Annotated in this window: 21 protein-coding genes; 15 read left to right on the top strand and 6 right to left on the bottom strand. The window is 58.4% G+C overall.

Translation table 11 applies throughout. The features are described 5' to 3' along the window. The 8 genes from AC0V6W_RS08095 to AC0V6W_RS08060 all read left to right on the top strand — a co-directional run bounded on the left by AC0V6W_RS08095 (window position 1) and on the right by AC0V6W_RS08060 (window position 6,197). Window positions 1-657, top strand: a complete 657-nt coding sequence (locus AC0V6W_RS08095; protein ID WP_486148901.1) for a nicotinate-nucleotide adenylyltransferase — start codon at window positions 1-3, stop codon at window positions 655-657. Between the two features lie 156 nt (window positions 658-813). Then, a complete protein-coding gene (rsfS, locus tag AC0V6W_RS08090) occupies window positions 814-1,173 on the top strand; it encodes a ribosome silencing factor (protein WP_486148899.1) in 360 nt (119 codons plus the stop codon). A gap of 27 nt (window positions 1,174-1,200) precedes the next feature. Beyond that, window positions 1,201-1,623 carry a 23S rRNA (pseudouridine(1915)-N(3))-methyltransferase RlmH gene (locus AC0V6W_RS08085; RefSeq protein WP_486151508.1) on the top strand — a complete coding sequence of 141 codons (423 nt, stop codon included), beginning with the start codon at window positions 1,201-1,203 and terminating at the stop codon, window positions 1,621-1,623. Window positions 1,624-1,642: 19 nt separating this feature from the next. Then, on the top strand, window positions 1,643-2,908 hold the full coding sequence (locus tag AC0V6W_RS08080) for a murein hydrolase activator EnvC family protein (RefSeq protein ID WP_486148897.1): 1,266 nt from the start codon (window positions 1,643-1,645) through the stop codon (window positions 2,906-2,908). A 134-nt stretch (window positions 2,909-3,042) separates the two neighbouring features. Beyond that, the gene (locus AC0V6W_RS08075) at window positions 3,043-4,380 is read left to right on the top strand and encodes a S41 family peptidase (RefSeq protein ID WP_486148895.1); all 1,338 of its coding nucleotides are present in this window, start codon (window positions 3,043-3,045) and stop codon (window positions 4,378-4,380) included. Window positions 4,381-4,398: 18 nt separating this feature from the next. After that, window positions 4,399-4,866 (top strand): disulfide bond formation protein B, encoded by a 468-nt coding sequence (locus tag AC0V6W_RS08070; protein WP_486148893.1) that lies wholly within the window; start codon window positions 4,399-4,401, stop codon window positions 4,864-4,866. Between the two features lie 4 nt (window positions 4,867-4,870). Then, a complete protein-coding gene (locus tag AC0V6W_RS08065; protein WP_486148891.1) occupies window positions 4,871-5,392 on the top strand; it encodes a demethoxyubiquinone hydroxylase family protein in 522 nt (173 codons plus the stop codon). Window positions 5,393-5,483: 91 nt separating this feature from the next. Next, window positions 5,484-6,197, top strand: coding sequence for a hypothetical protein (locus AC0V6W_RS08060; protein ID WP_486148889.1), 714 nt, complete (start codon window positions 5,484-5,486; stop codon window positions 6,195-6,197). 10 nt (window positions 6,198-6,207) lie between these two features. On the opposite strand, the gene AC0V6W_RS08055 is transcribed toward AC0V6W_RS08060, so the two are convergent. Then, window positions 6,208-7,221, bottom strand: coding sequence for an SDR family NAD(P)-dependent oxidoreductase (locus AC0V6W_RS08055; RefSeq protein ID WP_486148887.1), 1,014 nt, complete (start codon window positions 7,219-7,221; stop codon window positions 6,208-6,210). A gap of 33 nt (window positions 7,222-7,254) precedes the next feature. Further along, a complete protein-coding gene (locus tag AC0V6W_RS08050; RefSeq protein WP_486148885.1) occupies window positions 7,255-8,556 on the bottom strand; it encodes an exopolysaccharide biosynthesis polyprenyl glycosylphosphotransferase in 1,302 nt (433 codons plus the stop codon). 233 nt (window positions 8,557-8,789) lie between these two features. Here AC0V6W_RS08050 and AC0V6W_RS08045 point away from each other — a divergent pair, with 233 nt between their 5' ends. Beyond that, window positions 8,790-10,049, top strand: coding sequence for a lipopolysaccharide biosynthesis protein (locus tag AC0V6W_RS08045; RefSeq protein WP_486148883.1), 1,260 nt, complete (start codon window positions 8,790-8,792; stop codon window positions 10,047-10,049). A gap of 39 nt (window positions 10,050-10,088) precedes the next feature. Continuing rightward, a complete protein-coding gene (locus AC0V6W_RS08040; protein ID WP_486148881.1) occupies window positions 10,089-10,901 on the top strand; it encodes an O-methyltransferase in 813 nt (270 codons plus the stop codon). Window positions 10,902-10,905: 4 nt separating this feature from the next. Here AC0V6W_RS08040 and AC0V6W_RS08035 read toward each other — a convergent pair whose 3' ends face one another. The 4 genes from AC0V6W_RS08035 to AC0V6W_RS08020 are packed head-to-tail and all read right to left on the bottom strand — an operon-like array spanning window position 10,906 to window position 14,637. Then, on the bottom strand, window positions 10,906-11,640 hold the full coding sequence (locus AC0V6W_RS08035; protein ID WP_486148879.1) for a hypothetical protein: 735 nt from the start codon (window positions 11,638-11,640) through the stop codon (window positions 10,906-10,908). Further along, window positions 11,637-12,413 (bottom strand): sulfotransferase family protein, encoded by a 777-nt coding sequence (locus AC0V6W_RS08030; RefSeq protein ID WP_486148877.1) that lies wholly within the window; start codon window positions 12,411-12,413, stop codon window positions 11,637-11,639. The genes AC0V6W_RS08035 and AC0V6W_RS08030 overlap by 4 nt, the downstream gene beginning before the upstream one ends. Continuing rightward, window positions 12,410-13,567 carry a glycosyltransferase family 4 protein gene (locus AC0V6W_RS08025; RefSeq protein WP_486148875.1) on the bottom strand — a complete coding sequence of 386 codons (1,158 nt, stop codon included), beginning with the start codon at window positions 13,565-13,567 and terminating at the stop codon, window positions 12,410-12,412. Before AC0V6W_RS08025 ends, AC0V6W_RS08030 begins: the two co-directional genes overlap by 4 nt. Further along, on the bottom strand, window positions 13,567-14,637 hold the full coding sequence (locus AC0V6W_RS08020) for a glycosyltransferase (protein ID WP_486148873.1): 1,071 nt from the start codon (window positions 14,635-14,637) through the stop codon (window positions 13,567-13,569). The genes AC0V6W_RS08025 and AC0V6W_RS08020 overlap by 1 nt, the downstream gene beginning before the upstream one ends. Before the next feature lie 188 nt (window positions 14,638-14,825). Here AC0V6W_RS08020 and AC0V6W_RS08015 point away from each other — a divergent pair, with 188 nt between their 5' ends. From AC0V6W_RS08015 to fcl, 5 genes are all read left to right on the top strand, one after another. Further along, window positions 14,826-16,256 (top strand): hypothetical protein, encoded by a 1,431-nt coding sequence (locus AC0V6W_RS08015; RefSeq protein ID WP_486148871.1) that lies wholly within the window; start codon window positions 14,826-14,828, stop codon window positions 16,254-16,256. 20 nt (window positions 16,257-16,276) lie between these two features. Then, window positions 16,277-17,521, top strand: coding sequence for an O-antigen ligase family protein (locus AC0V6W_RS08010; protein WP_486148869.1), 1,245 nt, complete (start codon window positions 16,277-16,279; stop codon window positions 17,519-17,521). A gap of 70 nt (window positions 17,522-17,591) precedes the next feature. Continuing rightward, a complete protein-coding gene (locus tag AC0V6W_RS08005) occupies window positions 17,592-18,350 on the top strand; it encodes a glycosyltransferase family 2 protein (protein WP_486148867.1) in 759 nt (252 codons plus the stop codon). Further along, a complete protein-coding gene (gmd, locus tag AC0V6W_RS08000) occupies window positions 18,350-19,471 on the top strand; it encodes a GDP-mannose 4,6-dehydratase (RefSeq protein ID WP_486148865.1) in 1,122 nt (373 codons plus the stop codon). Before AC0V6W_RS08005 ends, gmd begins: the two co-directional genes overlap by 1 nt. Before the next feature lie 20 nt (window positions 19,472-19,491). Next, window positions 19,492-20,460: a GDP-L-fucose synthase gene (fcl, locus tag AC0V6W_RS07995; RefSeq protein WP_486148863.1), complete on the top strand. Its 969-nt coding sequence runs from the start codon at window positions 19,492-19,494 to the stop codon at window positions 20,458-20,460. Window positions 20,461-20,481 lie beyond the last annotated feature (21 nt).

Raw genomic sequence — 20,481 nt, 5'->3', positions numbered from 1 at the left:
ATGACGCCAGTTTTCACCGGCCTTTTGGGTGGCAGTTTCAACCCGGCCCATGGCGGTCACCGCCATATAACTCGCTGCGCGATTGGCGAACTTGCGCTGGATGAGGCGTGGTGGCTGGTTTCGCCCGGCAATCCGTTAAAGCCGCGCGCTGGTATGGCCCGCCTGCCCGCTCGGCTACAATCCGCGCAAACAATGGCGCGCCGGGCGCCCATTGTGCCGACCGCTATCGAGCAGCAATTGGGCACGCGGTACACGGTGGAGACTTTGCAACACCTCATCCGCCGCTATCCCAAGCGGCGCTTTGTGTGGCTGATGGGGTCAGACAATCTTGCCCAGTTTCATTTGTGGAAAGACTGGCGCGCCATCGCGCAGACCATGCCGATCGCGGTCATCGCGCGGCCCGGTTACAATGCAAAAGCGATGCGTAGCCCGGCGATGGCGTGGCTGCGGCGCTACCGCGTGACAGCCGGCAGCCTGCGCACCGCGCGCAATTGGACCGCCCCGGCTTTGGTTTTCATGCGGTTTGATCCCGACACAAGGTCAGCGACAGCCATCCGCCGCGCGAACAGTCATTGGGCCGATGCCTTTGGCGATACGGCGATACGCGACCGGCTGACATGGCGCACCATCACCGAATCGCGCGACAAACAGCAATGATGCGGCTAATGCGCGTTTCGCCCAGGTTCAAACAGGCTCCCTCAAAGCACATTCGAGCTCTGCAAAACCCGGCAATCAGGAGAGATTTTCAGCTTTATGACACCGCTTTCAAGCGCCCCCGAAACGCAGTCATCGCACTTTGCCAAGAAACCCGCTATGAGTGCCCATTCTATGAACGATACGACCTTACACGATCTTGTGCTTGCGCAGCTGGATGATGACCAGGCGCAGGACGTCATTTCCATACCGCTTGAGGGCAAAAGCTCGATCGCCGATCACATGGTGATCGCCAGCGGCCGTTCCACGCGCCAAGTTGCCGCGATGGCTCAGAAACTGGCCGAAAAGGTAAAACAGGCAGGCCACGGCCCCGCGCGTATCGAAGGATTGCCCGCCGCCGACTGGGTGCTGGTCGATGCAGGCGATGTCGTGGTGCATTTGTTCCGCCCCGAAGTGCGCACTTTTTATAACCTCGAACGGATGTGGTCGTTTGAAGGCGGGGAAGTCAAAGCCAGCTGAACAGCGCCAATCACGGGGATATTCGCAATCCTTCTCCATGTCATCGCTCGCGGTAAAATTGCCCGCTCGCCCGAGGCTGAGCTGGTCGCGCGCTATGATAAACGCATAACCTGGCCCACCCGGCTGACAGAATTGCCAGAGACCGGCGGGCGTGTGCCTGAACCGGCCAATCCGCACCGCACGATCCTGCTGGATGAACGGGGCAAGGCGCTGCCGTCTGAAGCTTTGGCGGATCAGCTTGGCCGCTGGCGTGATGATGGCATTCGCGAGGCTCGCTTTGTCTTGGGGGCTGCCGATGGCCATGCTGCGCCCGACCGAGCGCAGGCCGATCTGCTTTATGCCTTTGGCCCGGCGACATGGCCGCATCTGATGGCCCGTGCGATGCTGATGGAGCAATTGTACCGCGCCACCAGCATCCTTGCAGGCCACCCCTATCATCGCGCGGGGTGATGGGGCATTAAGGTGTCGGATGACACGGTTTAACCTGCCTTTGCCGACTTTCTTGGCGCTGTCTGTCGCGGCCGCAGGCCTGTTTTTGCTCGCCATTCCGGAAGGATGGTCGCAGCGCAGTGTCACTTTGCTTGACCCTGAAAGCGCAGCAGCTGAACTGGACCGCGCAACGCGCGAAAGCGCAAAGGCACAGGAGCGCGCCCAGCGATTGCAGGCCGAGGCCGCAGAAGCGACGCAGGCCGCCGACAAAACCGCGCGCGAAGCAGCAGCGCTTGCCGCCCAAATCCAGCAGGCCGAAGCGGACATCACCGCTGCCGAGGCGCAGTATTCCTTGGCGCAAGCGCGGCGCGGCGCGATCACATCGCAATTGGCCGCTCGGCGAGAGCCGCTGGTGCGATTGACCAGCGCGCTGCAAACCACATCGCGCAGACCCTTGGCGCTGTCTGCCCTGCAACCCGGATCGCTTAAAGATCTGGTCTATGTGCGCGCGGTGCTTGCGTCCGCCGTGCCCGAAATCCGTGCGCGTACAAGCGATTTGCGCAGCGATCTTGACCGTGTGCGCGCAGCCGAAAGAGATGCGGCGATTGCGATCAACGCGGTGCGGTCCAGCGAAAGCGATCTGTCGTCACGCCGAGCCGAGCTTGCCGCGATGGAGGAGGGGCAGCGCCTTGCCTCGCGCACGGCGCGCTCCAATGCAGTGCGAGAGAATGAGCGCGCTTTGGCCTTGGCAGAAGAAGCTCGCGATCTTGATGGGCTGATTGATCGGCTGGATGATGATGCGAAACTCCGCCGGGATCTCGCTGCTTTGCCCGGGCCGACAATGCGGCCAGCCAATATCGACACTTTTGCGAAGGGCAAAGCTCGCGGCAGTGAAATCCCGGCCGCCACTGCCCTCAACAATGGGCCAAAAACAGGCACCCCTCCGAAGCCTTTTCAGCTGCCTGTGCAAGGGCGAACAATCGCCGGATTTGGCGAAGCGCGCGACAGCGGATTGCGCAATAATGGCATCGTTTTGGTCCCTGCACCCAGCGCACAGATTGTCGCGCCAGCCAGCGGGCGGATCGTGTTTGCCGGGCCGTATCGCGGATACGATCGAATCGTGATTATCGAACACGATGATGGCTGGACCAGCCTTGTCACAGGCCTTGGGCGGATTGACGTTGATGTCGGTGCCAATGTCATCTCTGGCAGCCCCGTGGGCGTAGCGGCGCGCAGCGAACCGGTGGTGTCGATTGAATTGCGCCGTGATGGTGAGCTGGTTAACCCTCTGGAATTTCTGACCTAATCCCAGCTGCCGCTTTGAAAAAGCGCACGAAGGTCATCCGCAACAAGCCTTCGCTTAAACGCATCAGCGCAATAATCTGGTGTTCATCCCTTTATGCCTATACCAATGCGATACGAAAGGAGCCGTCCACGCTCATGAAAATCGCTGCCTTCGCTCGCACAGCCGCTCTTGTCACTGCGGTCGCGCTGATCCCTGTCACCACCAGCTCCATGGCGCAGGTCGATGGCCGCGCCGGCCCTGAATTTGCCAAGCTGTTTGCAACCTATCAGCGGATCAAGGCCAATTATGTAGAGCCAGTGGAAGACGAAGTGCTGGTGCGCGGCGCGATTGACGGGATGCTCGCATCGCTTGATCCGCATTCCGGCTATCTCGATGGCAGCGACCTGCAGCGGCTCGAAACGCTGATCGATGGCAATTATTCTGGGCTTGGACTGTCGGTTGTGATGGAAGATGGAGCGGTGAAAATCATTTCGCCTTTCCGGGGTTCCCCGGCGGATGAGGCCGGATTGAAAGCTGGCGATTTCATCACGCATTTGGATGGCGATCTGATTTACGGCGGCGAACTGGATGATGCGGTTGCGCGGATGCGCGGCAAGGAAGGAACATCCATTCAGCTCACAATCTTCAGGCCCGGCCGCGATGGCCCGTTCGAAGTGGACGTAACACGCGGCGTGATTGAGCTTGAGCCTGTCACGCATGAACTGTCAGCGGGCAATATCGGGGTCATCACCGTCAACGAATTTTCCGCCGATGTTGGCGCGGATGTCTATCAGGCGTTTGAAGCGATCAAGACAGAAGCCGCAGGCCGCGTCAGCGGGTTGGTGCTCGATTTGCGCTCCAATCCGGGTGGTAGCCTTGATGAAGCGGTCGCCTTGTCTGACCTGTTCCTTGATAAGGGCCGGATCGTTTCGCAACGCGGACGCGCACGCGGCGAAACGCTGCTTTATGATGCGGAAACCGTTTTCCGCGGGGACATGGCCGAGGATATTCCGGTGATCGTCCTGATCGATGCAGGCTCTGCCTCCGCATCCGAGATTGTCGCGGGCGCATTGCAGGACCATCGCCGCGCGCTCATCATGGGTGAGCGCAGCTTTGGCAAAGGCTCGGTTCAGTCGCTTTTGCCGCTGGGATCTGATGCTGCGCTGAAATTGACGACCGCGCGGTATTTCACTCCGGCGGGCAAATCGGTGCAGGAAGGCGGGATCAAGCCCGATATCAATGTGCCGCAATTGTCCGATCCCGATCTGGCCCAGCGCCAGAAGTATCAGACGCGCGAAAGCGATCTGCGCGGGCATCTCATCAATGAACTCGGCATCAAGGATGAGGAATTGGAAGGCGACACGATTGATGATCCGCGCTTCCAGCAAACCGCTGAACAATTGGAAGAAAAAGGCATCAAGGATTTTCAGCTGCATTATGCGCTGGAAACTTTGCGCCGGACCACCAAAAGCTCGGTAGCTCTGCGTAAATAAGCGCGCTAAAGCGCTCACATGGCTGGTTCAAACTTAGCACGCATTCTGGCATTCGCGCTTCCTGCCGGGCTGCTGGGCGGCGCGTATATTTCTGAATATGGTTTTGGCCTGTACCCCTGTGAGATGTGCTGGTGGCAACGCTGGCCGCACTTTGCCGCGCTGGGATTGGCAATTCTTGCGTTCATTGCACCGCCGCAGCGTATGTGGACGGTGCTGGCAGCCTTTGCGATCATAGCATCGGGCGTTATCGGGGGGTTTCATGCAGGGGTTGAATATGGCTGGTGGGAAGGGATCACGGGTTGCTCTACCCTGCCCAGCGCCATCGACGTGATGGACCCAGCCGCTGCGCCCCTGATCCGCTGCGATGTCGCCCCGTGGAGCTTGTTTGGAATTTCGCTCGCAGGGTACAATTTCCTCTTTTCTGTTCTGGGCGGGATCACCATCTTGGGTTTGAGCGTTAAGAAGCCGAACGGAAAAAAGGGATAGCACAATGGACCGCGATGAACTGCACCGTATGATCCGGGTCGATCAGGCCGGCGAATTTGGTGCGACCAAGATTTACGAAGGGCAGTTGGCTGTCATGGGCGATCGCGGCCCGCATTCCGCTGAGATACGCCACATGGCCGAACAGGAAGAAGGCCACCGCGCCAAATTCGATGCCTTTATGGCAGAGCGCCGCGTTCGCCCCACCGCTTTGCAACCGTTCTGGTCGGCGGCGGGATACGCCTTGGGGGCCGGCACGGCTCTGCTCGGACCCGAAGCGGCGATGGCGTGCACGGCCGCTGTCGAAGAGGAAATCGACAAGCATTATTCGGAGCAGCTGGACCGTCTCGCTGAAACCAGCGCTGAGCCTGAACTGGCCGAAATGATTGCTGAATTTCGCGAAGATGAGCGCGAGCACCGCGATGCCGCTTTGGCCAATGGCGCAGAACAGGCCCCCGCTTATCCGCTGCTGTCGGGTGCGATCCGGCTCGGTTGCCGTATTGCCATCAAGGTGAGCGAGCGGGTTTAACGCCGCTTCAGTCACCATTCACGCTGGCCTCGCTAGCGGAAAATTGCACAATTGCGCGGAAGGTTCTCCGCGCCCCTACGAAGGACACACAATGCCAAGCTCCATCCGCTCAGCAGCGCTCGCATCGATTGCCGCATTTGCTTTGGCCGCGCCCGCTGCCGCGCAGGATAAAGGCGGAGACCGGATCAACATGGTCATCGCCTACAGCGAGGATGAATGCCCTGAGGCGGCTGATGCAAATGAGATTGTCGTGTGCGAAATTCTGGTGGAAGCCGAGCGGTACCGGATCCCGTCAAACCTGCGCACCAGCGATTCTCCGCAAAATGTCTCGCCCGTGCGCAGCGTTGAAAAAATCCGTTATGTCGGCGCCTTTGGTACCATGTCTTGCAGCCCTGCAGGCGCAGGCGGGTTCACCGGGTGCACCCAGCAATTTATTGATGCAGCCTATAAAGACCGGGCCGAAGGCGAAAATGTCCGCTTTGCTCAATTGATCGAGGAAGAGCGCCAGGCGCGGCTTTCCACTATCGATCAGGATGCCGCCGATGAACAATCGCGGGTTGAGGAGATAGAGCGCGCCTATCTCGAACGGCTTGAACGCGAACGCGATGCACCGCTGCCGGGCGAAGTATCAGGCGGGGGCGAAGCGGTAGAGGGTGAGGCGTCTGCTCCCCCGTCCGCCAGCGATGCGCCCTACCGGGCGACTTTGCCTGCGCCCGGCCAATCCGCCGCGCAGCCGCAGCCTTCTTCGCAGCCCGTCGTTGGGCCGACATTGGAAGAGCCGCCGGCGGAAGAGCAGCCGCTCTAAACCGGCTCACTCACACCTGATAATAATCGCGATACCAGGTGACGAAGCGCTTTACGCCTTCATCAACATTGGTTTGCGGCGTGTATCCGGTCAGCTCTTTCAGCAGCGTTGCATCGGCCCAGGTTGCGGGCACATCGCCTTTTTGCATGGGCATGAAATTCTTCACCGCCTCGCGCCCGCATTCGCGTTCAATCGCGGTGACGAAATCCATCAGGCGCACCTTGTCCGAATTGCCGATATTGACGACGCGCCACGGGGCAGCGGGCGATAGCGAATCCCATTCGGGAATGTCCTCTGCGCTGTCAGGACGCATGGGCGGCACATCGACCAGTAGACGAAGTCCGCGAACCAAATCGGTTACATAGGTGAAGTCGCGGTACATATCGCCATTGTTGTAGATATCAATCGGTGTGCCTTCGAGCGTGCCTTTGGTGAATTTGAACAGAGCCATATCCGGGCGGCCCCATGGACCATAAACCGTGAAAAACCGGAACATGGTGGTCGGCAGGTTCCACAAATGCGCATAGGAATGCGCCATGCTTTCATTGGCTTTTTTGGTGGCCGCGTAAAATGTCAGCTGGGTGTCGCACTTTTCGCGTTCATCAAAGGGCATTTCCTCATTCGCACCATAGACCGAGCTGGTCGACGCCATCAGCAGGTGATCAACCCCCAATTCGCGCGCGCACTCCATCACATTGAACGTGCCAACGAGGTTGGAATCGAGATATGCGCGCGGGTTTTCAAGGCTGTAGCGCACGCCCGCCTGTGCGGCGAGATGGACGATCACATCGGGCTTTTCATCCATGGCCAGTTTGTGCAGCGCGTCAAAGTCTTCCAGCATGCCGATATGGCCAGTAAAATGCTGGTTTTGCTTGAGCATCTGATAGCGCCGTTCTTTCAAGGCGACATCGTAATAATCGGTCATCCCGTCAAAACCGACAACTCTGTACCCTTCGGCCAGCAGCAGATCAGCGAGGTGGTAACCAATAAATCCGGCCGCGCCGGTGATAAGGACAGTGCGCAAGGGAAAGCTCTTTTGCTTGAAAGATGAGGAAACTTACTTTGCGCCCCACCCCGTAAGGATGACGCGCGCGGTTTTGAGCACGATCAGAAAATCGAGCCACATTGAGATGTTTTTGACGTAGTAAAAATCGAACCGCAATTTCGCGTTAACATCGGCCACGTCTGTAACATGCCCCTGATTGACCTGTGCCCACCCGGTGATGCCGGGGCGAACGATGTGTCGATAGGAATAAAACGGCAATTCGCTTTCATACCAGCGCGACAGCGATTTTGCCTCTGGGCGTGGGCCGATAAAGCTCATTTCGCCTTTCAAGACATTGAAAATTTGCGGCAATTCATCAATGCGCGTTTGCCGCATAAACCGGCCCAGCCGGGTGATCCGGTTGTCATCCGCCTGCGTCATCGCATCATTGCGCTGGGCTGTTTCCTCATCGGTAACGGCGCGTTCGCGCATGGTGCGAAATTTGATCATGCGAAAGGTTTCCCCGCGAAAACCCATGCGTTCCTGAATAAAGATCGCATTTCCGGGCGAATCCATTCTGATAAGAAGAGCAATCACCGCAAACGGGATCAGCAAAAGCGGGATCAGGATCAACGAACCGATGATATCAATCGCCCGCTTGGTCGTCATATAGGGGACATTGGGGATAAGCGAGCCAAGGTCATTTTCGCTTAGATGATCAATCTTCACCTGCCCGCTCTGCGTTTCGGCGATCTGGCGGTAATGATAGACGGGGATGCCGCGCAACGATGCCCGCGCGAACAATCGCTCCCATTCATCGGGGTGATCGTGGTGCAAATCGGCAATGATCGCGCCGTCAATCCGGTCCGCTTCAACCAGGCTTTGCATTTCCTCGACATTGGGAGCGGGCATGAAATGGTCTGCCAGCACAATCTCGTCAGACCGCCCGCCTGGGACCACAAATTGCGCGCGTTGAACTCCGCGTGTGATGACCAGCAGCAGATAGCTGACTGTGCTTGCGCTTATCACGCCGTAGAGGAACAGAGAGGCGGAATACTCGGTCCGCAATACGGCAATTGCAGACAGAACAGAGGCATAGGTCAGGAAATTGACCGGCACGAAATAGGATAGCTGGCGCGCTTTGGCATAAATCCTGAGCCGCGTGAGGACATAAGCGGATACCCCAGCGCCAAGGGCCAGCACATACAATGTGTTGACCATCAGCGGATCATTGGCTGCCCGCTCGCGCATCACGATCCAGACGAAAGCGGGCACACAGATGGCTGCCGCCAATTGCAGCACCATTTGTACATTGTTCACTTGCAAAACGCGCCGCCATAAAGGGGGCGCGACAAAGGTGTCATGTGCCTTCATCTGCGATTGCCTGGATGGAAGCTTGCCATATCGGTTACCAATCCCCGCCATTGATCGCAGCGCTATAGCCCCATGGCCTCAAGTGCAAGTCGGTAAACAAAACCGGTAAAACCGGGTATAGATCGCGGTCAAATCCCATCACAACCGTGTGCGCATTGACCCACCCATTAAGACTGGGCAACACAAGGCCGCTGCTGATTTAGCACCCTTGCCGGATGCAAAGAATTCAAACCATGTCCAAGCTGCCCATACCGCCTGCTCTTATGACTATAGTCGGGTTGCAAGGCATTGGCGCGGCGCTTTTATTTGGATCGGTGCTGGTCATTACCGGCGCTTTGGGAGCAGAGGCGTTCGGGCGGTATGCCTGGGTGGTCGCAGGTGGCGGCATTCTGGCGCTGTTTATCCAGCATGGCTTGCCGACCACGCTGGTAAAGCAATTTGCGCCGCTTGATCTGACATCGAACGCTGCCCTGCCCGTGGCGCGCACAGTAACATTTTACATGGGTCTGGGGCTTGCCGCCACGGCGATTGTTGCTGCGGTGGCGGCCTATTGGGGCGATGCGCTTGCCTCTTTTGCCCGGCCAGAAGCTGTGTGGACCCTCGCGATTGGATGTGCGCTTGCCTCGGCCGCGATTGCCGATGCGGTGCTGCGTGCTGCCGATCAGGGCTTGCGCGCCAATATCGCCAGCCAATTGCTGCGGCCCGGTATTTTGGCGGGCGCGGCGCTGATATTGGCGGCCAATGCGGTGAGCGATCCTGAAAGCTATCTCGTTTTATACGCGGCATCGGGCCTTGTGGGCGGCATTGCGTTTCTGGGCGTGCTGCCATGGCGGTATGCATGCGCAAGCGGCCCTGTCGCCAAAGTCAAATCGGACCCTGCGCATTTCCAGGTCTCTATCACCAAAAGCCTGTCCAATTTCCTCCCCGTCTTTATCGCCGGGCTGTTTCTGCCGCCTGCCGAGGTCGCTTATCTAGCCATCGCGGTCCAATTGACGGTGGCGATCCAGTTTGGCCTGGTGGCAGCGCGCGCTTATTTTTCGGCCAAGATCAATGCGCGGATCAAAGGCGATGATTTGGCAGGGGCAAAGCGTCTGCTGCGCGTTGCAGCGCGATTTTCGCTCGCCATTGCGGTGCTCGCCGCTGTTGGGATTGCAGGGATCGTGCTGGTATTGATGCAGTGGGATACCGGGCCTTTGGCAAGCTTTACTGATACCCGCCTGTTGATTGCGGTGTTTTTGTGCGCGGGATTATCGCGCCTTGCGGCGGCGGGGTTTGGTCCGGTGCAATTGACCGCAATTCTGCTTGATGATGAACCTCGCGTCTTGCGCATCACTCTGGTGTCTACCGTGTTTCTTGCAGCCGCTTTGTTGATTGCTGGCACATGGGGCAATGTCTTGTGGTGTGCGGCGGTTATGCCGATTTACAGTCTCGGCATGATGACAAGTTTGCGCCGCAGGGTTACAGCGCGGTTCAAGCAGCGCGAGCAATCCTAGCTTTTTGCTGGCAACTGATACGGAACCTGATCCTGTCCCATGACCCAATCGATTGACCCTGCCAAAGTCAAACAGCGCTGCAACGGGATGCTGCCCGAAGAGGTGTATCAGCGCATCTACGAAACCGCTTTCGCCGCACCGCCGGGCAATATTGTCGAGGTTGGCTGCGCGCACGGCGCGGCGACGGTCTGCATGGCCGCAGGCCTGCGCGATAGCGGGCGCGAGGGCACCGTCTACACATTTGAGAAAATCCTTGGCGGCACTCGCGAAGCGTTTGGCTCGATTGAGAAAAACACCGCGATCATAAAAGGCAATTTTGCTGAATTTGGCGTCGATGACCGGATTGAACTGATCATTGGCGATGTGAATGATCACGCCGATAAAGTGCCGGACACTGCGCCTTTGGGGCTGTTATGCCTTGATGCGGATGGCGCGATTGACCGGGATTTCGCACTGTTTTTTGACCGGGTGACACTGGGGGCTCCGGTGATCCTCGATGATGTGCAGGACCGCACTCGGGTGAAGAAGAACGGGATGCAGCGGCTCAATCAGAAATTGAAAGTCGACCAGAAACACCGGCTTACATACCGGTTTCTCAACCTGTTTCAGCAGCATGGATTGCTGGATGAAGGCGCTTTGTTCGGCGCAGATACTTGGTTCGGGACAAAGGGTGATGCGCGGTTTGCCGATGTTTCACCCGATGATGTGCTGGGCGTTTACCGGTCGATGACTTTCACCGATGCCAGCCTGTCTGCAGTGCCCATGCGCGGCGCGATTGCCAATCTAATGCGCGCGGTACTGCCTAAATCCGCGTTTGAACGGGCCAAGCAAATGGAAAGCGGCGGATCCTGAAACCCTAGACCGTGATCAGCCTGAGAAGCGCGCGGTCCAGCAGGGTGACGCGCGGTTTGGCGCGGTCTTGCGAATAATTCTGGGTGAAGCTGCCCGTGCCGAACATTTCGTGCCGCTGATATTGAGCCCCTGTTCGATTGGCGGTGAACGGCAGATCCAGCACCGTATCAAGCTCGCCCAGCTGGTCTTGCCGAACCATGCGATATTCGCCCGATGCCCGCCAGGCGCGATGCAGCCGCCGATTGAGCCGAACATAAGGAAGCGCCAATCGCATCGCCCCTTCGCGTTTCAGGCCAAGCTTTTCCTGATAGCGCATCATGGATTGCGCCCAACTGCCAAAGGGGCGGATGGTGTGGATCACGATGACCCGGCATCCCAGCCGCTGATAATGCGCGGCGCCTGCATCCGTTTTTGAACAATCGATCAGGATGTCGGATGTCTCGCTCACTTTGCCCGTAAATGCGTTGAACGGATCCTCGCCAGCATCGCTGCGCGTCAGCACATCGGCCCAGAACGGGTCGGCTTCTATCTCGGCGCGGCGGGCGGCTTTACGGGCCGGGTCCGCCCAATATCCCCCGCGCGCGGCATAGCTGCTGTCTTCAATCATGTCGGTCGCGCGAAAGGTCTGCCACACTTCACCGGCATTCACCGCGCGGGTTTGGCGTGCGATCCAGTCGCCCACAAATGTGCTGCCCGAACGTGGTTGTCCTACGATGTAATAGACGACCAGCCCGCTCATTTCGCAGCTCCTTTGCGCGGGGCCACAAGGGTGTAATTTGGCGTAAGGTCTGTGACACCCAAATCCTGCAAGGCAGCACCGATCTGCCCTTCGGGGTCTGCGCGCACTGCATCGTAATCAAGCGTCACATGCGCCGCCTTGCACTGGGCAATGCCGTGATCGAGGGCAGCTTCGAGCCGCTTAACTGCAATGCCCGCGACCTGTTCGGGCGGTTCGCCTGAGACTTTTTGCCAGCCTTCAAATTCCGGCCCCCAGAAAGGCGGCGGGCGGCGCAGCGTTCGCGCGATGCGCCCGCGCAGTCCCGCGATCACATAATGCGGCAATTCAGATCGGTGGACAAAGCCCAGCTTGCCCAATTGCCCTTTCACATCGTGCATTGCGGCATTGTCAGAGAGCAAAGCCGCATTTGCATCATCCCATTCCAGCCATTTTCGCAAAAAAGACGCGCGCACCGATGACGCATCGCGCCGCAGGAAAATGATCTTGGCCTCTGGAATAACCGCTTCGACAAATCCTGTGCGCAGACAGTTTGCGGGTGTCTTTTCGACAATTGGCCCGGCGCTGCCTGCCGCAAGAGCGGTGCGGATATAGTCTCTCACTTCGGGCGCGGCGTGTTCGGGGGTGAATTCCTCATGACCCAGAGCCCGCCGGTTGCGAAAACGCCATGCGGGGTTTGGCTCTTCGAAATAACGCGTTTGATCGCCCGCTGCGAGCACGCGCCCCAGTAAAGTCGTACCTGATCGCGGCAATCCGATAATGCTGACAAAGCTCACGCCAGCACCTCCAGCACGGCGGCATCGTGGCGGCTTTGCGAAAAATGCGCCGCAAACCGTTCAAGCGAGGCGGATTGCTGGTTTTGCAAGGTCTCCGGCGTAAGCGTTTCGAGGTAATCGGCAATATCGCGGGCGGTGATGTTCTTGCGCAGCAGGCCGCTTTCTCCGTCGATCACAAGGTCCGGTGTTGCCGCGTGGTGATTGGTGATGATCGCGCAGCCATTGGCCATGGCTTCGATGATCGAACGGGGCATCGCTTCTGCCGGATAGCGCGTGGGCAGGCAGAACACATCGCTATTCAGAAGCAAAGCGCGCACTTCTGCCCTGTCCCAGACGGCATCGCCAATGTCGATATGCCCGCTTGCCAGTTGAGCGGGGGTGAACGCGGCTTCGAATGCAGATCTGTCGCCCGCGCCGAGCCATTTGCCGCGAAAAACAAACCGAAACCGGTCAAGCACACCGCGATCATCAAGGATGCGCGCGGCCTCGCCCAGCAAACCGTACCCTTTGCTCGCGATGAAATTGGAGAGGTAGAGCACGGTCACAGGCCCATCGCTGCGGGATTTGCGGGCAAGATCGTCCGCATCGGGCACCATGGCGGCATCAATGGTGTTTGGGATGACGCGCAATTTGTCCGCTGTTCCGCGCGACAGAGCCTCAAGCGCGTCGCGGCCCGGAGTAAGCCGCTGCGACAGACAGATCACCCGGTGTGCGCGCGCCAGCATCCAGCCGCGCAAAGCTTTGAGCAGGCGGTTGCCGGGATAGAAATAATTGCCATTGCGCGTGTGCAGGCAAATCCTTGCATCAGGCCGCAGGGCAAGAACGGCGCGCATCGTCCAGAAATCGCGAATGCTGGCGGCCAGTCCGCTATTGGGGGCCATATAAAGTGTCAAAGGGCGCTCCTTTGCATCCCGGATCGCGGTTTTAAGGTCCGACAAAGACGCGCGGTGATCGGCGATCAGGCGCATGATGCTGGCAGGGCTTAGCCGCGTATCGGCATCGCGAATTGCAGTGTGACGCACGGGGACAGTCACGCAATCATATTGCTGGCGCGCTGCCTCAATCACGGTTTGTGATCCGATGACCGCGCCTGTCGCGCCCTTTTCGCGTGTGGGGACGGGCACGAAGAATAGGATAAGCGGTTCGCCGGCCATCACCGCGCGCCCAATTCATCATACAGCGCATCATATTGCGCCGCCATGGAGGGGACCGAAAATTGCTCCAGCCCGGCGCGCATTTCTGCCACCCTTGCGGCCATTGCTTCACCCGGCAAATCGGCGGCCATGGCAATCGCTTCTGCCACACCGCTGGCGTTCAGCGTCTCGATGTAAGCGGGCTTTGCCGCCCAATCGCTTATCATTGCATCCAGCTCCGCGCTGCGCGTGACGATGGGCATAAAGCCATGGGCAATCGCTTCAAACAGGGTGTTCGACATACCTTCCGAACCGCTTGGCAGGATGAGCATATGCGAGCCCGGTGAAAACTGCGTGTGCCAGTCAGAGCGGTAGCCGTGAAATGTCACCCGCTGCGCAAGGCCAAGCGCCTGAGCCTTGGCTCGCAGCGGAGCATCCAGAGGCCCCTCGCCAATGATGTCGAGCGCTTTGATCCGCTGCATAACCGGGCGTGCAGCCATGGCGTCCAGCAACAGATCGACATTCTTTTGTTCAACCAGCCGCCCGGCAAACAGCAAGCGATCGGGCGATAAAGCATTTGCTAATGGCGCGGCGGGGTCAAACTCCATGCCATTGGGGATGACCTGCAATTTGGCGGGCATGCCTGTTAAGCGGCGCAGCGATAAAGCGGGAAGGATATAAGGATAATTGGGCACAATCCGGTCTGCCATAAGGTGCACGCCGTAGGTCAACCGGTCCTTGATTGCGGCCATTCCCGCGCTGCGCGGTTTGCGCCGGTCGCCGCTGATAATCGGCACGCCCGCCCGCCGCGCCGCAATGGCCGCTGGAAGAGTGAGCCGCGCAGGCAGCCACATTTGCGCAATGGTGATGTCATGCTTTGTAATCAGCTGAGCAATCCGCCGCGTGACTGTGCCAAAGCCGAGGTCCGCAATGGTTTCCACGGGCGCTGCGCATGTCGCTTCATTGCCTGCAAGAACCGCGACGACATGATCGTGCCTGGACGCTTCCACAAGCAAGCGGACCTGGCGTTCAGCCCCGCCTTTTTCCAGATGCGCGATGACATGCAAAACTTTCTGCGGCTTGGATGTCATATCAGGCGTGGCGCAATTCCGGGTTGCAGGAAAAAGGGGCCGTTTGCAGCATTCAATTCACCGCGTGTATAGGCCCACAGGATTAGCGGGATCGCTTTGGTTTACTAGCGCCGCGCAGGCAAAAGGGAAGGATTGATGATGCTCTTTGCCACCGTTGGTGTAGGCCTTACCCCTCAGGATAGCGCATTGTGACCGACAAACCGAAGCCGCAAATGACAGGCGGAAACGCCCTCGACCGGCGTTCTGCGCTTGGCCGGATGAGCGGCGCTCCGGTCAAAGCAATGATCGCGGTGCAGGCCGCCAATGGTGTTGCCGCAGGCGCTCAGCCAACAGAGCCGCGTGCCGGAATTGTGCGGTTTGAAGATTTCGGCGCCATCGGCGACGGGGTCAGCGATGATGGCGCGGCCATCGCTGCCGCATTGCAGAGCGGTGCGCGCATTGTGCCTGAATTCATCACCTATGCGACCGCGCGCACACTGACAGTCAATCACGATGCCGTGTGCGATCTGGGCGGGGCTCTTATCCGGCAGGCAGACGGCGCGCAGCTGGATGAGGTTGCGCGCATCGCGATCAGCAATTCGCAATCCAAACTGCAATCGGCCACCACCATTGTGGTCGATGGCAATCGCGCCGCCAATAGCGCGGATGTAACGGGAATTGCGGTGGGCAAGCTGAAAAAAGCGCTCGGCACGCTGACGGCTGCCGCGCAGGATTGCACCACCGGAATCAGCATCACCGGGCAAAGCGAATATTGCGCCATCAGCGCCCATGCCGAAGGGTGCGATACGGGCGTTGCCATTCTGGGCTATGACAAAACCACACCTGATGAGCTGCGTCTGGATGTGTTCGCGCATGATTGCGGCACGTTCCTGCATTCAACCGGCAGCAGAAAAGTCAGCGGGATCGTCACCTTTGCTTGCGAGCAATCCGATGATTGGGGTGTCATTCTCGAAGGAGAAGGCTGGTGGCAGGTGACCGGGATCATTCGCGGCGTCGGCAAGCAGCAAGGCGGCGGGATGCGCGCGGATGGCGCTCAACTTCGCGGGGATCTGGAGATTGTCGGGGCTAGCGGCGAGAATTGCGAGTGGGGCCTGGATATCGCCAGCGGTCAGATCAACGGATTTTGCGCCACCATTAACGGGCAATACGCCAACGGGGTTCGCATTGCAGGCGGGGTCGAAGGCTCTGCCAAGCTGTTCCTCCAAACCGTTCCGCGCGGGCAATTCGGCGTTGTTTTGGGTGCAGGCGGTGAAACGCTTGACGGGTTTGTGATCGAGGAAGGCTCGCGGCTGCGCGCGGGCGCGGATACGGTCGCCTTGGCGCTGGAGGATTGCCGCAATTGCACCATCAATTCTGGCATTCTGTCCGGCATCTGCACCATTTCAGCCAAAGCGTCTGGCAATACGGTTCATGTTCCGCGCAAAGCTGCCAGCCAGGTCGCCTTCGACAATCAGCGCAGCCAAACCGATAACCGCATCGCTTTTCGCGGAGTGTTCTCGCTTGAGGAGCTCGGCGCAATCAACAAGGGCAATGCGTTTCGCGGGATGGAAGCGGAAATGTGCAGCGATTTTGACATGCGCCGGGCAATGTTCGATGGGCAACGCTGGACCCCTGCCTAAACGGCTTTTTTGAGGACGCCATGCGAGCTTGGATACAGATTGTGCTGGTCGCCGTCTTTGTGACAGCCTCGTACCGGCTGGTCCTCTACGACATCGGCGACACAAGTCGCGGATTGCTGCTGGCCTTGGTCATTTTCGCAACATCTGGGCAGCAAGCGGGGCGCTTTTTTGTAAAAGCCATGCCGCTGTTTGTGATGGTAGCGGTCGCGATTGCGCTGGATTTCATCTTTGGCAGGATTGGCAATTATCTGTGGGTGATGATGGCGCAGCTTGTGTCGGGATTGTTGGTGGCTTCCACGGTGTTCCAGATGAATATCGAAGCTTTGCGAAAAGTGATTTTCGTTTCGATTGGCCTGCTATTTGTCAATTTCGCGATCATTACCTTCGTGCCGGGATATTTCATCGCGGCGGCATCTGATCTGGGCGTGGTCGACCCGTTCGTGACTTATGGGCGCGAGCTTCAGCGGATGTATTATTCCTATTACAACGCCAATGCGGCGGCCTATGCGGTCTATTATATGCTGCTGGCTTTTATCGCGGTGAATTATGTGTCGCCCATGCCCAAACGGCAAAGCTGGATAGTGATGGGCCTGCTGCTGGGGCTGATCCTGCTGACAGGTGGGCGCGGCGTTATCCTGGTTATTGCAGCGCTAGTCTTTGCCTGGCTGCTGGCTTTGCGATCTTCGCGCTCGGCGATGGTGGTTGCGGGGCTTGGCTTTGGCTCGCTGATGGTTCTGCCCGCGTTCAACGCTTTGAATGAACTGGTTTTGCTGCGCGAGGAATCTAATGTCGTCCGGCTGGATGCGCTCAACCAATACATCCAGTTTATCGCGAACAACCCCTATTTCGGCGTCGGTATCGAAGCCTTGCGCGAACGCGTTGATGTGTTTGGCCTCAAACCCAGCCACAATTTCTTTATTGAGGTTCTGGCGATGTTCGGATTTGTGCTGGGCGGTCCGTTGATTGCGTTTCTGGTCTATCGGCTGGTGATCCGCCCGGTCAGCTTTCAGTTGAAATTGCTCGGATTTTTCTCGCTCATGCCCGGTGTGTTCAACAACACCTTGCTCACCAATTGGGGTTTTATCCCGCTGGCTGTGCCCGTTTTGATGGTGTGCGCAGGCGTGATGCGGGCGCGCCTTTCTGACGACGCCGCGGCGGAAGGAGCGCCCTCACAAGATAAAGCCGCGCGCACGCCAAACCCTGCATTGCCTCCGCCGCTTAAACCGGCATTCGCTTCCAGTCCGGGTTACACTCCGGTCCGCTGATCGCGCCGCGCAAGCGGCCATTGCTGTATCCCTTCTTCAAGACCCCAACCAATCTGGTGCCAACCCAATCATGAAAATCTCCATCGTAACCGCTGTTTTCAATCGCGCGGGCACCATTGGTGAAGCGATGGAAAGCGTGCAGCGCCAGACCTATCCTCATATCGAGCATGTCATTCAGGATGGCGGGTCCAATGACGGCACATTGGAAGCGGTGCAGGCGCTCGCCAAGGATATGACCCGGGTGCTGTCAGAACGCGATGATGGAATTTATGACGCCATCAATCGCGGCATCAGGCGCACCACGGGCGATATTGTCGGGCTGATGCATTCTGATGATGTGTTCGCCGATGCGGATGTGATTGCCGATGTCGCGGCGGCAATGGCTGATCCATCGGTTGATGGGGTTTACGGCGATCTGCAATATGTTGCCGCCGATGATCTGACCAAAGTTATCCGCCATTGGAAATCGGGCGAATACCATCCGCGATTGCTCAAACGGGGGTGGATGCCGCCGCATCCCACGCTCTATTTGCGGCGCGAGGTGTTTGACAGATATGGCCTTTACGACACGTCCTATTCGATTGCGGCTGATTACGATGCGATGCTGCGATATCTGGTCAAGGGAGAGATTTCCCTAGCCTATATTCCCCGAGTGCTTGTCAAAATGCGAGTGGGCGGCGAAAGCAACCGTTCCATTGAACGCATTGCGCGCAAGAGCCGCGAAGATTTGCGCGCCCTTCGCGCCAATCGCGTCGGCGGGGCCGCGACATTGGCGGCCAAGAATTTGAGTAAGCTGGGCCAATGGCTGAGCAAAGGTGACGAGAAATAATGACCAAGCGGGCACTGATTACTGGCATTACCGGGCAGGACGGGTCGTATCTCGCTGAATTTCTGCTGGCCAAGGGGTATGAAGTTCACGGGATAAAGCGCCGTGCATCATCTTTTAACACCCAGCGCATTGATCACATTTACGAAGACCCGCACGCCCCCGATCCCAAGCTGACGCTGCATTATGGCGATCTGTCGGACACATCGAACTTGACGCGCATCATCAAGCAGGTCGAGCCGCACGAGGTTTATAATCTTGCCGCGCAAAGCCATGTCGCGGTCAGTTTCGAAGCGCCCGAATACACCGCCGATGTTGATGGGCTGGGCACTTTGCGTCTGCTTGAGGCGATCCGGCTGCTCAATATGGATCAGCACACCCGGTTTTATCAGGCGTCCACATCAGAGCTGTATGGACTGGTGCAGGAAACCCCGCAAACCGAGAAAACACCGTTTTATCCGCGCTCTCCCTATGCTGCGGCAAAGCTGTATTCCTATTGGATTACAGTAAATTACCGCGAAGCTTATGGAATGTATGCCTGCAATGGCATTCTGTTCAATCACGAAAGCCCGCGCCGGGGCGAAACCTTTGTAACGCGCAAGATCACGCGCGGGCTGGCCAATATTGCGCAAGGGCTGGAGCCGTGCCTCTATATGGGCAATATCGATGCCTTGCGCGATTGGGGCCATGCGGCCGATTATGTGCGGATGCAGTGGATGATGCTGCAACAGGACGCTGCCGATGATTTCGTGATCGCGACGGGCAAGCAATATTCGGTGCGCGAATTCATCACCTGGTCGGCGCAGGAACTGGGCATCACGCTTGAATTTTCGGGGAGCGAAGTGGACGAGATTGCCACTATCGCGGCGATCACCGGGGACAAGGCGCCCGCGCTGAAAGTGGGCGATGTGATCATGCGGATTGATCCGCGCTATTTCCGCCCTGCCGAGGTAGAGACCCTGCTGGGCGATCCGACCAAAGCGCGCGAAAAGCTGGGCTGGGAGCCGGAGATTACCGCGCGCGAAATGTGCGCTGAAATGATTGCGACCGACCTTGCCGATGCGCAGCGTCATGCTTTCCTCAAAGCAAACGGGTTTGCCATGCCTGTCAGTGTCGAAAACTGAACGCGGGGCATCGCAGCATCATGAAGATATTTCTCGCAGGACATCGCGGCATGGTGGGCAGCGCCATTGCGCGCAAACTGTCCGCGCGCGCTGATGACGGTGAGGCGGTAGAGCTTGTCACGCGTACACGCGCGCAGCTCGATCTGACCGATCAGGCCGCCGTGCGCGGTTTTTTCGCCGAAGAGCGCCCCGATGCGGTGATCCTGGCGGCGGCCAAAGTGGGCGGAATTCACGCCAACAACACCTATCCCGCTGATTTCATTTACGACAATCTGATGATGGAATCCAATGTCATCCATCAGGCGTTCAAAGCAGGCGTCACCCGGCTGTTGTTTCTGGGATCATCGTGCATTTATCCCAAACACGCCCCTCAGCCCATGACCGAAGACGCGCTGTTAACGGGCACCCTGGAGCCGACCAACGAACCCTATGCCATTGCCAAGATTGCCGGGATCAAATTGTGCGAAAGCTATAATCGCCAGCACGGCACCGATTATCGCAGCTGTATGCCCACCAATCTGTATGGGCCGGGTGATAATTTTCACCCTGAAAACAGCCACGTCCTGCCAGCGCTGATCCGCCGTTTCCACGAAGCGGCTGAGGCAGGCGCGGATGAAGTCGTCATCTGGGGCACTGGCACACCCCGGCGCGAATTTCTGCATGTCGATGATATGGCTGAGGCCAGCCTGTTCGTGATGGAGTGCGACCGCGCCGTTTATGACGCGAACACGCGCCCCATGCTCAGCCATATCAATGTGGGCTGCGGTGAGGATATCTCCATCTTGGAACTCGCGCAGTTGGTTGCGCGCATAACCGGGTTTGAAGGCCGCATCGCCACCGATCCGGCCAAGCCTGACGGCACAGCGCGCAAACTGATGGATGTCTCGCGTCTTTCGGCGATGGGATGGCGCGCTCAGATTGGGTTGGAAGCCGGGATTGAGGAAACCTATCGCTGGTTCCTTGCTTCACAAGCGGAACTGCGCGCATGAAACTGAATTATGCATCCGGTT

Source organism: Erythrobacter sp. JB1-7 (genome assembly GCF_057365015.1).
The sequence above is the reverse complement of the archived record's forward strand: the minus strand, read 5'-3'. Positions and strand labels throughout refer to the sequence as shown.

Excerpts from the sequence above, each read along its gene's own strand:
- AC0V6W_RS08080 (WP_486148897.1), top strand. The coding sequence starts at position 1,643 with ATGACACGGTTTAACCTGCCTTTGCCGACTTTCTTGGCGCTGTCTGTC.
- AC0V6W_RS08095 (WP_486148901.1), top strand. The coding sequence starts at position 1 with ATGACGCCAGTTTTCACCGGCCTTTTGGGTGGCAGTTTCAACCCGGCC.
- AC0V6W_RS08040 (WP_486148881.1), top strand. The coding sequence starts at position 10,089 with ATGACCCAATCGATTGACCCTGCCAAAGTCAAACAGCGCTGCAACGGG.
- AC0V6W_RS08025 (WP_486148875.1), bottom strand. The coding sequence starts at position 13,567 with ATGGCCGGCGAACCGCTTATCCTATTCTTCGTGCCCGTCCCCACACGC.
- AC0V6W_RS08060 (WP_486148889.1), top strand. The coding sequence starts at position 5,484 with ATGCCAAGCTCCATCCGCTCAGCAGCGCTCGCATCGATTGCCGCATTT.
- AC0V6W_RS08050 (WP_486148885.1), bottom strand. The coding sequence starts at position 8,556 with ATGAAGGCACATGACACCTTTGTCGCGCCCCCTTTATGGCGGCGCGTT.
- fcl (WP_486148863.1), top strand. The coding sequence starts at position 19,492 with ATGAAGATATTTCTCGCAGGACATCGCGGCATGGTGGGCAGCGCCATT.
- AC0V6W_RS08010 (WP_486148869.1), top strand. The coding sequence starts at position 16,277 with ATGCGAGCTTGGATACAGATTGTGCTGGTCGCCGTCTTTGTGACAGCC.
- AC0V6W_RS08075 (WP_486148895.1), top strand. The coding sequence starts at position 3,043 with ATGAAAATCGCTGCCTTCGCTCGCACAGCCGCTCTTGTCACTGCGGTC.
- AC0V6W_RS08005 (WP_486148867.1), top strand. The coding sequence starts at position 17,592 with ATGAAAATCTCCATCGTAACCGCTGTTTTCAATCGCGCGGGCACCATT.
- AC0V6W_RS08045 (WP_486148883.1), top strand. The coding sequence starts at position 8,790 with ATGTCCAAGCTGCCCATACCGCCTGCTCTTATGACTATAGTCGGGTTG.
- AC0V6W_RS08035 (WP_486148879.1), bottom strand. The coding sequence starts at position 11,640 with ATGAGCGGGCTGGTCGTCTATTACATCGTAGGACAACCACGTTCGGGC.
- AC0V6W_RS08020 (WP_486148873.1), bottom strand. The coding sequence starts at position 14,637 with ATGACATCCAAGCCGCAGAAAGTTTTGCATGTCATCGCGCATCTGGAA.
- AC0V6W_RS08070 (WP_486148893.1), top strand. The coding sequence starts at position 4,399 with ATGGCTGGTTCAAACTTAGCACGCATTCTGGCATTCGCGCTTCCTGCC.
- gmd (WP_486148865.1), top strand. The coding sequence starts at position 18,350 with ATGACCAAGCGGGCACTGATTACTGGCATTACCGGGCAGGACGGGTCG.
- rsfS (WP_486148899.1), top strand. The coding sequence starts at position 814 with ATGAGTGCCCATTCTATGAACGATACGACCTTACACGATCTTGTGCTT.
- AC0V6W_RS08065 (WP_486148891.1), top strand. The coding sequence starts at position 4,871 with ATGGACCGCGATGAACTGCACCGTATGATCCGGGTCGATCAGGCCGGC.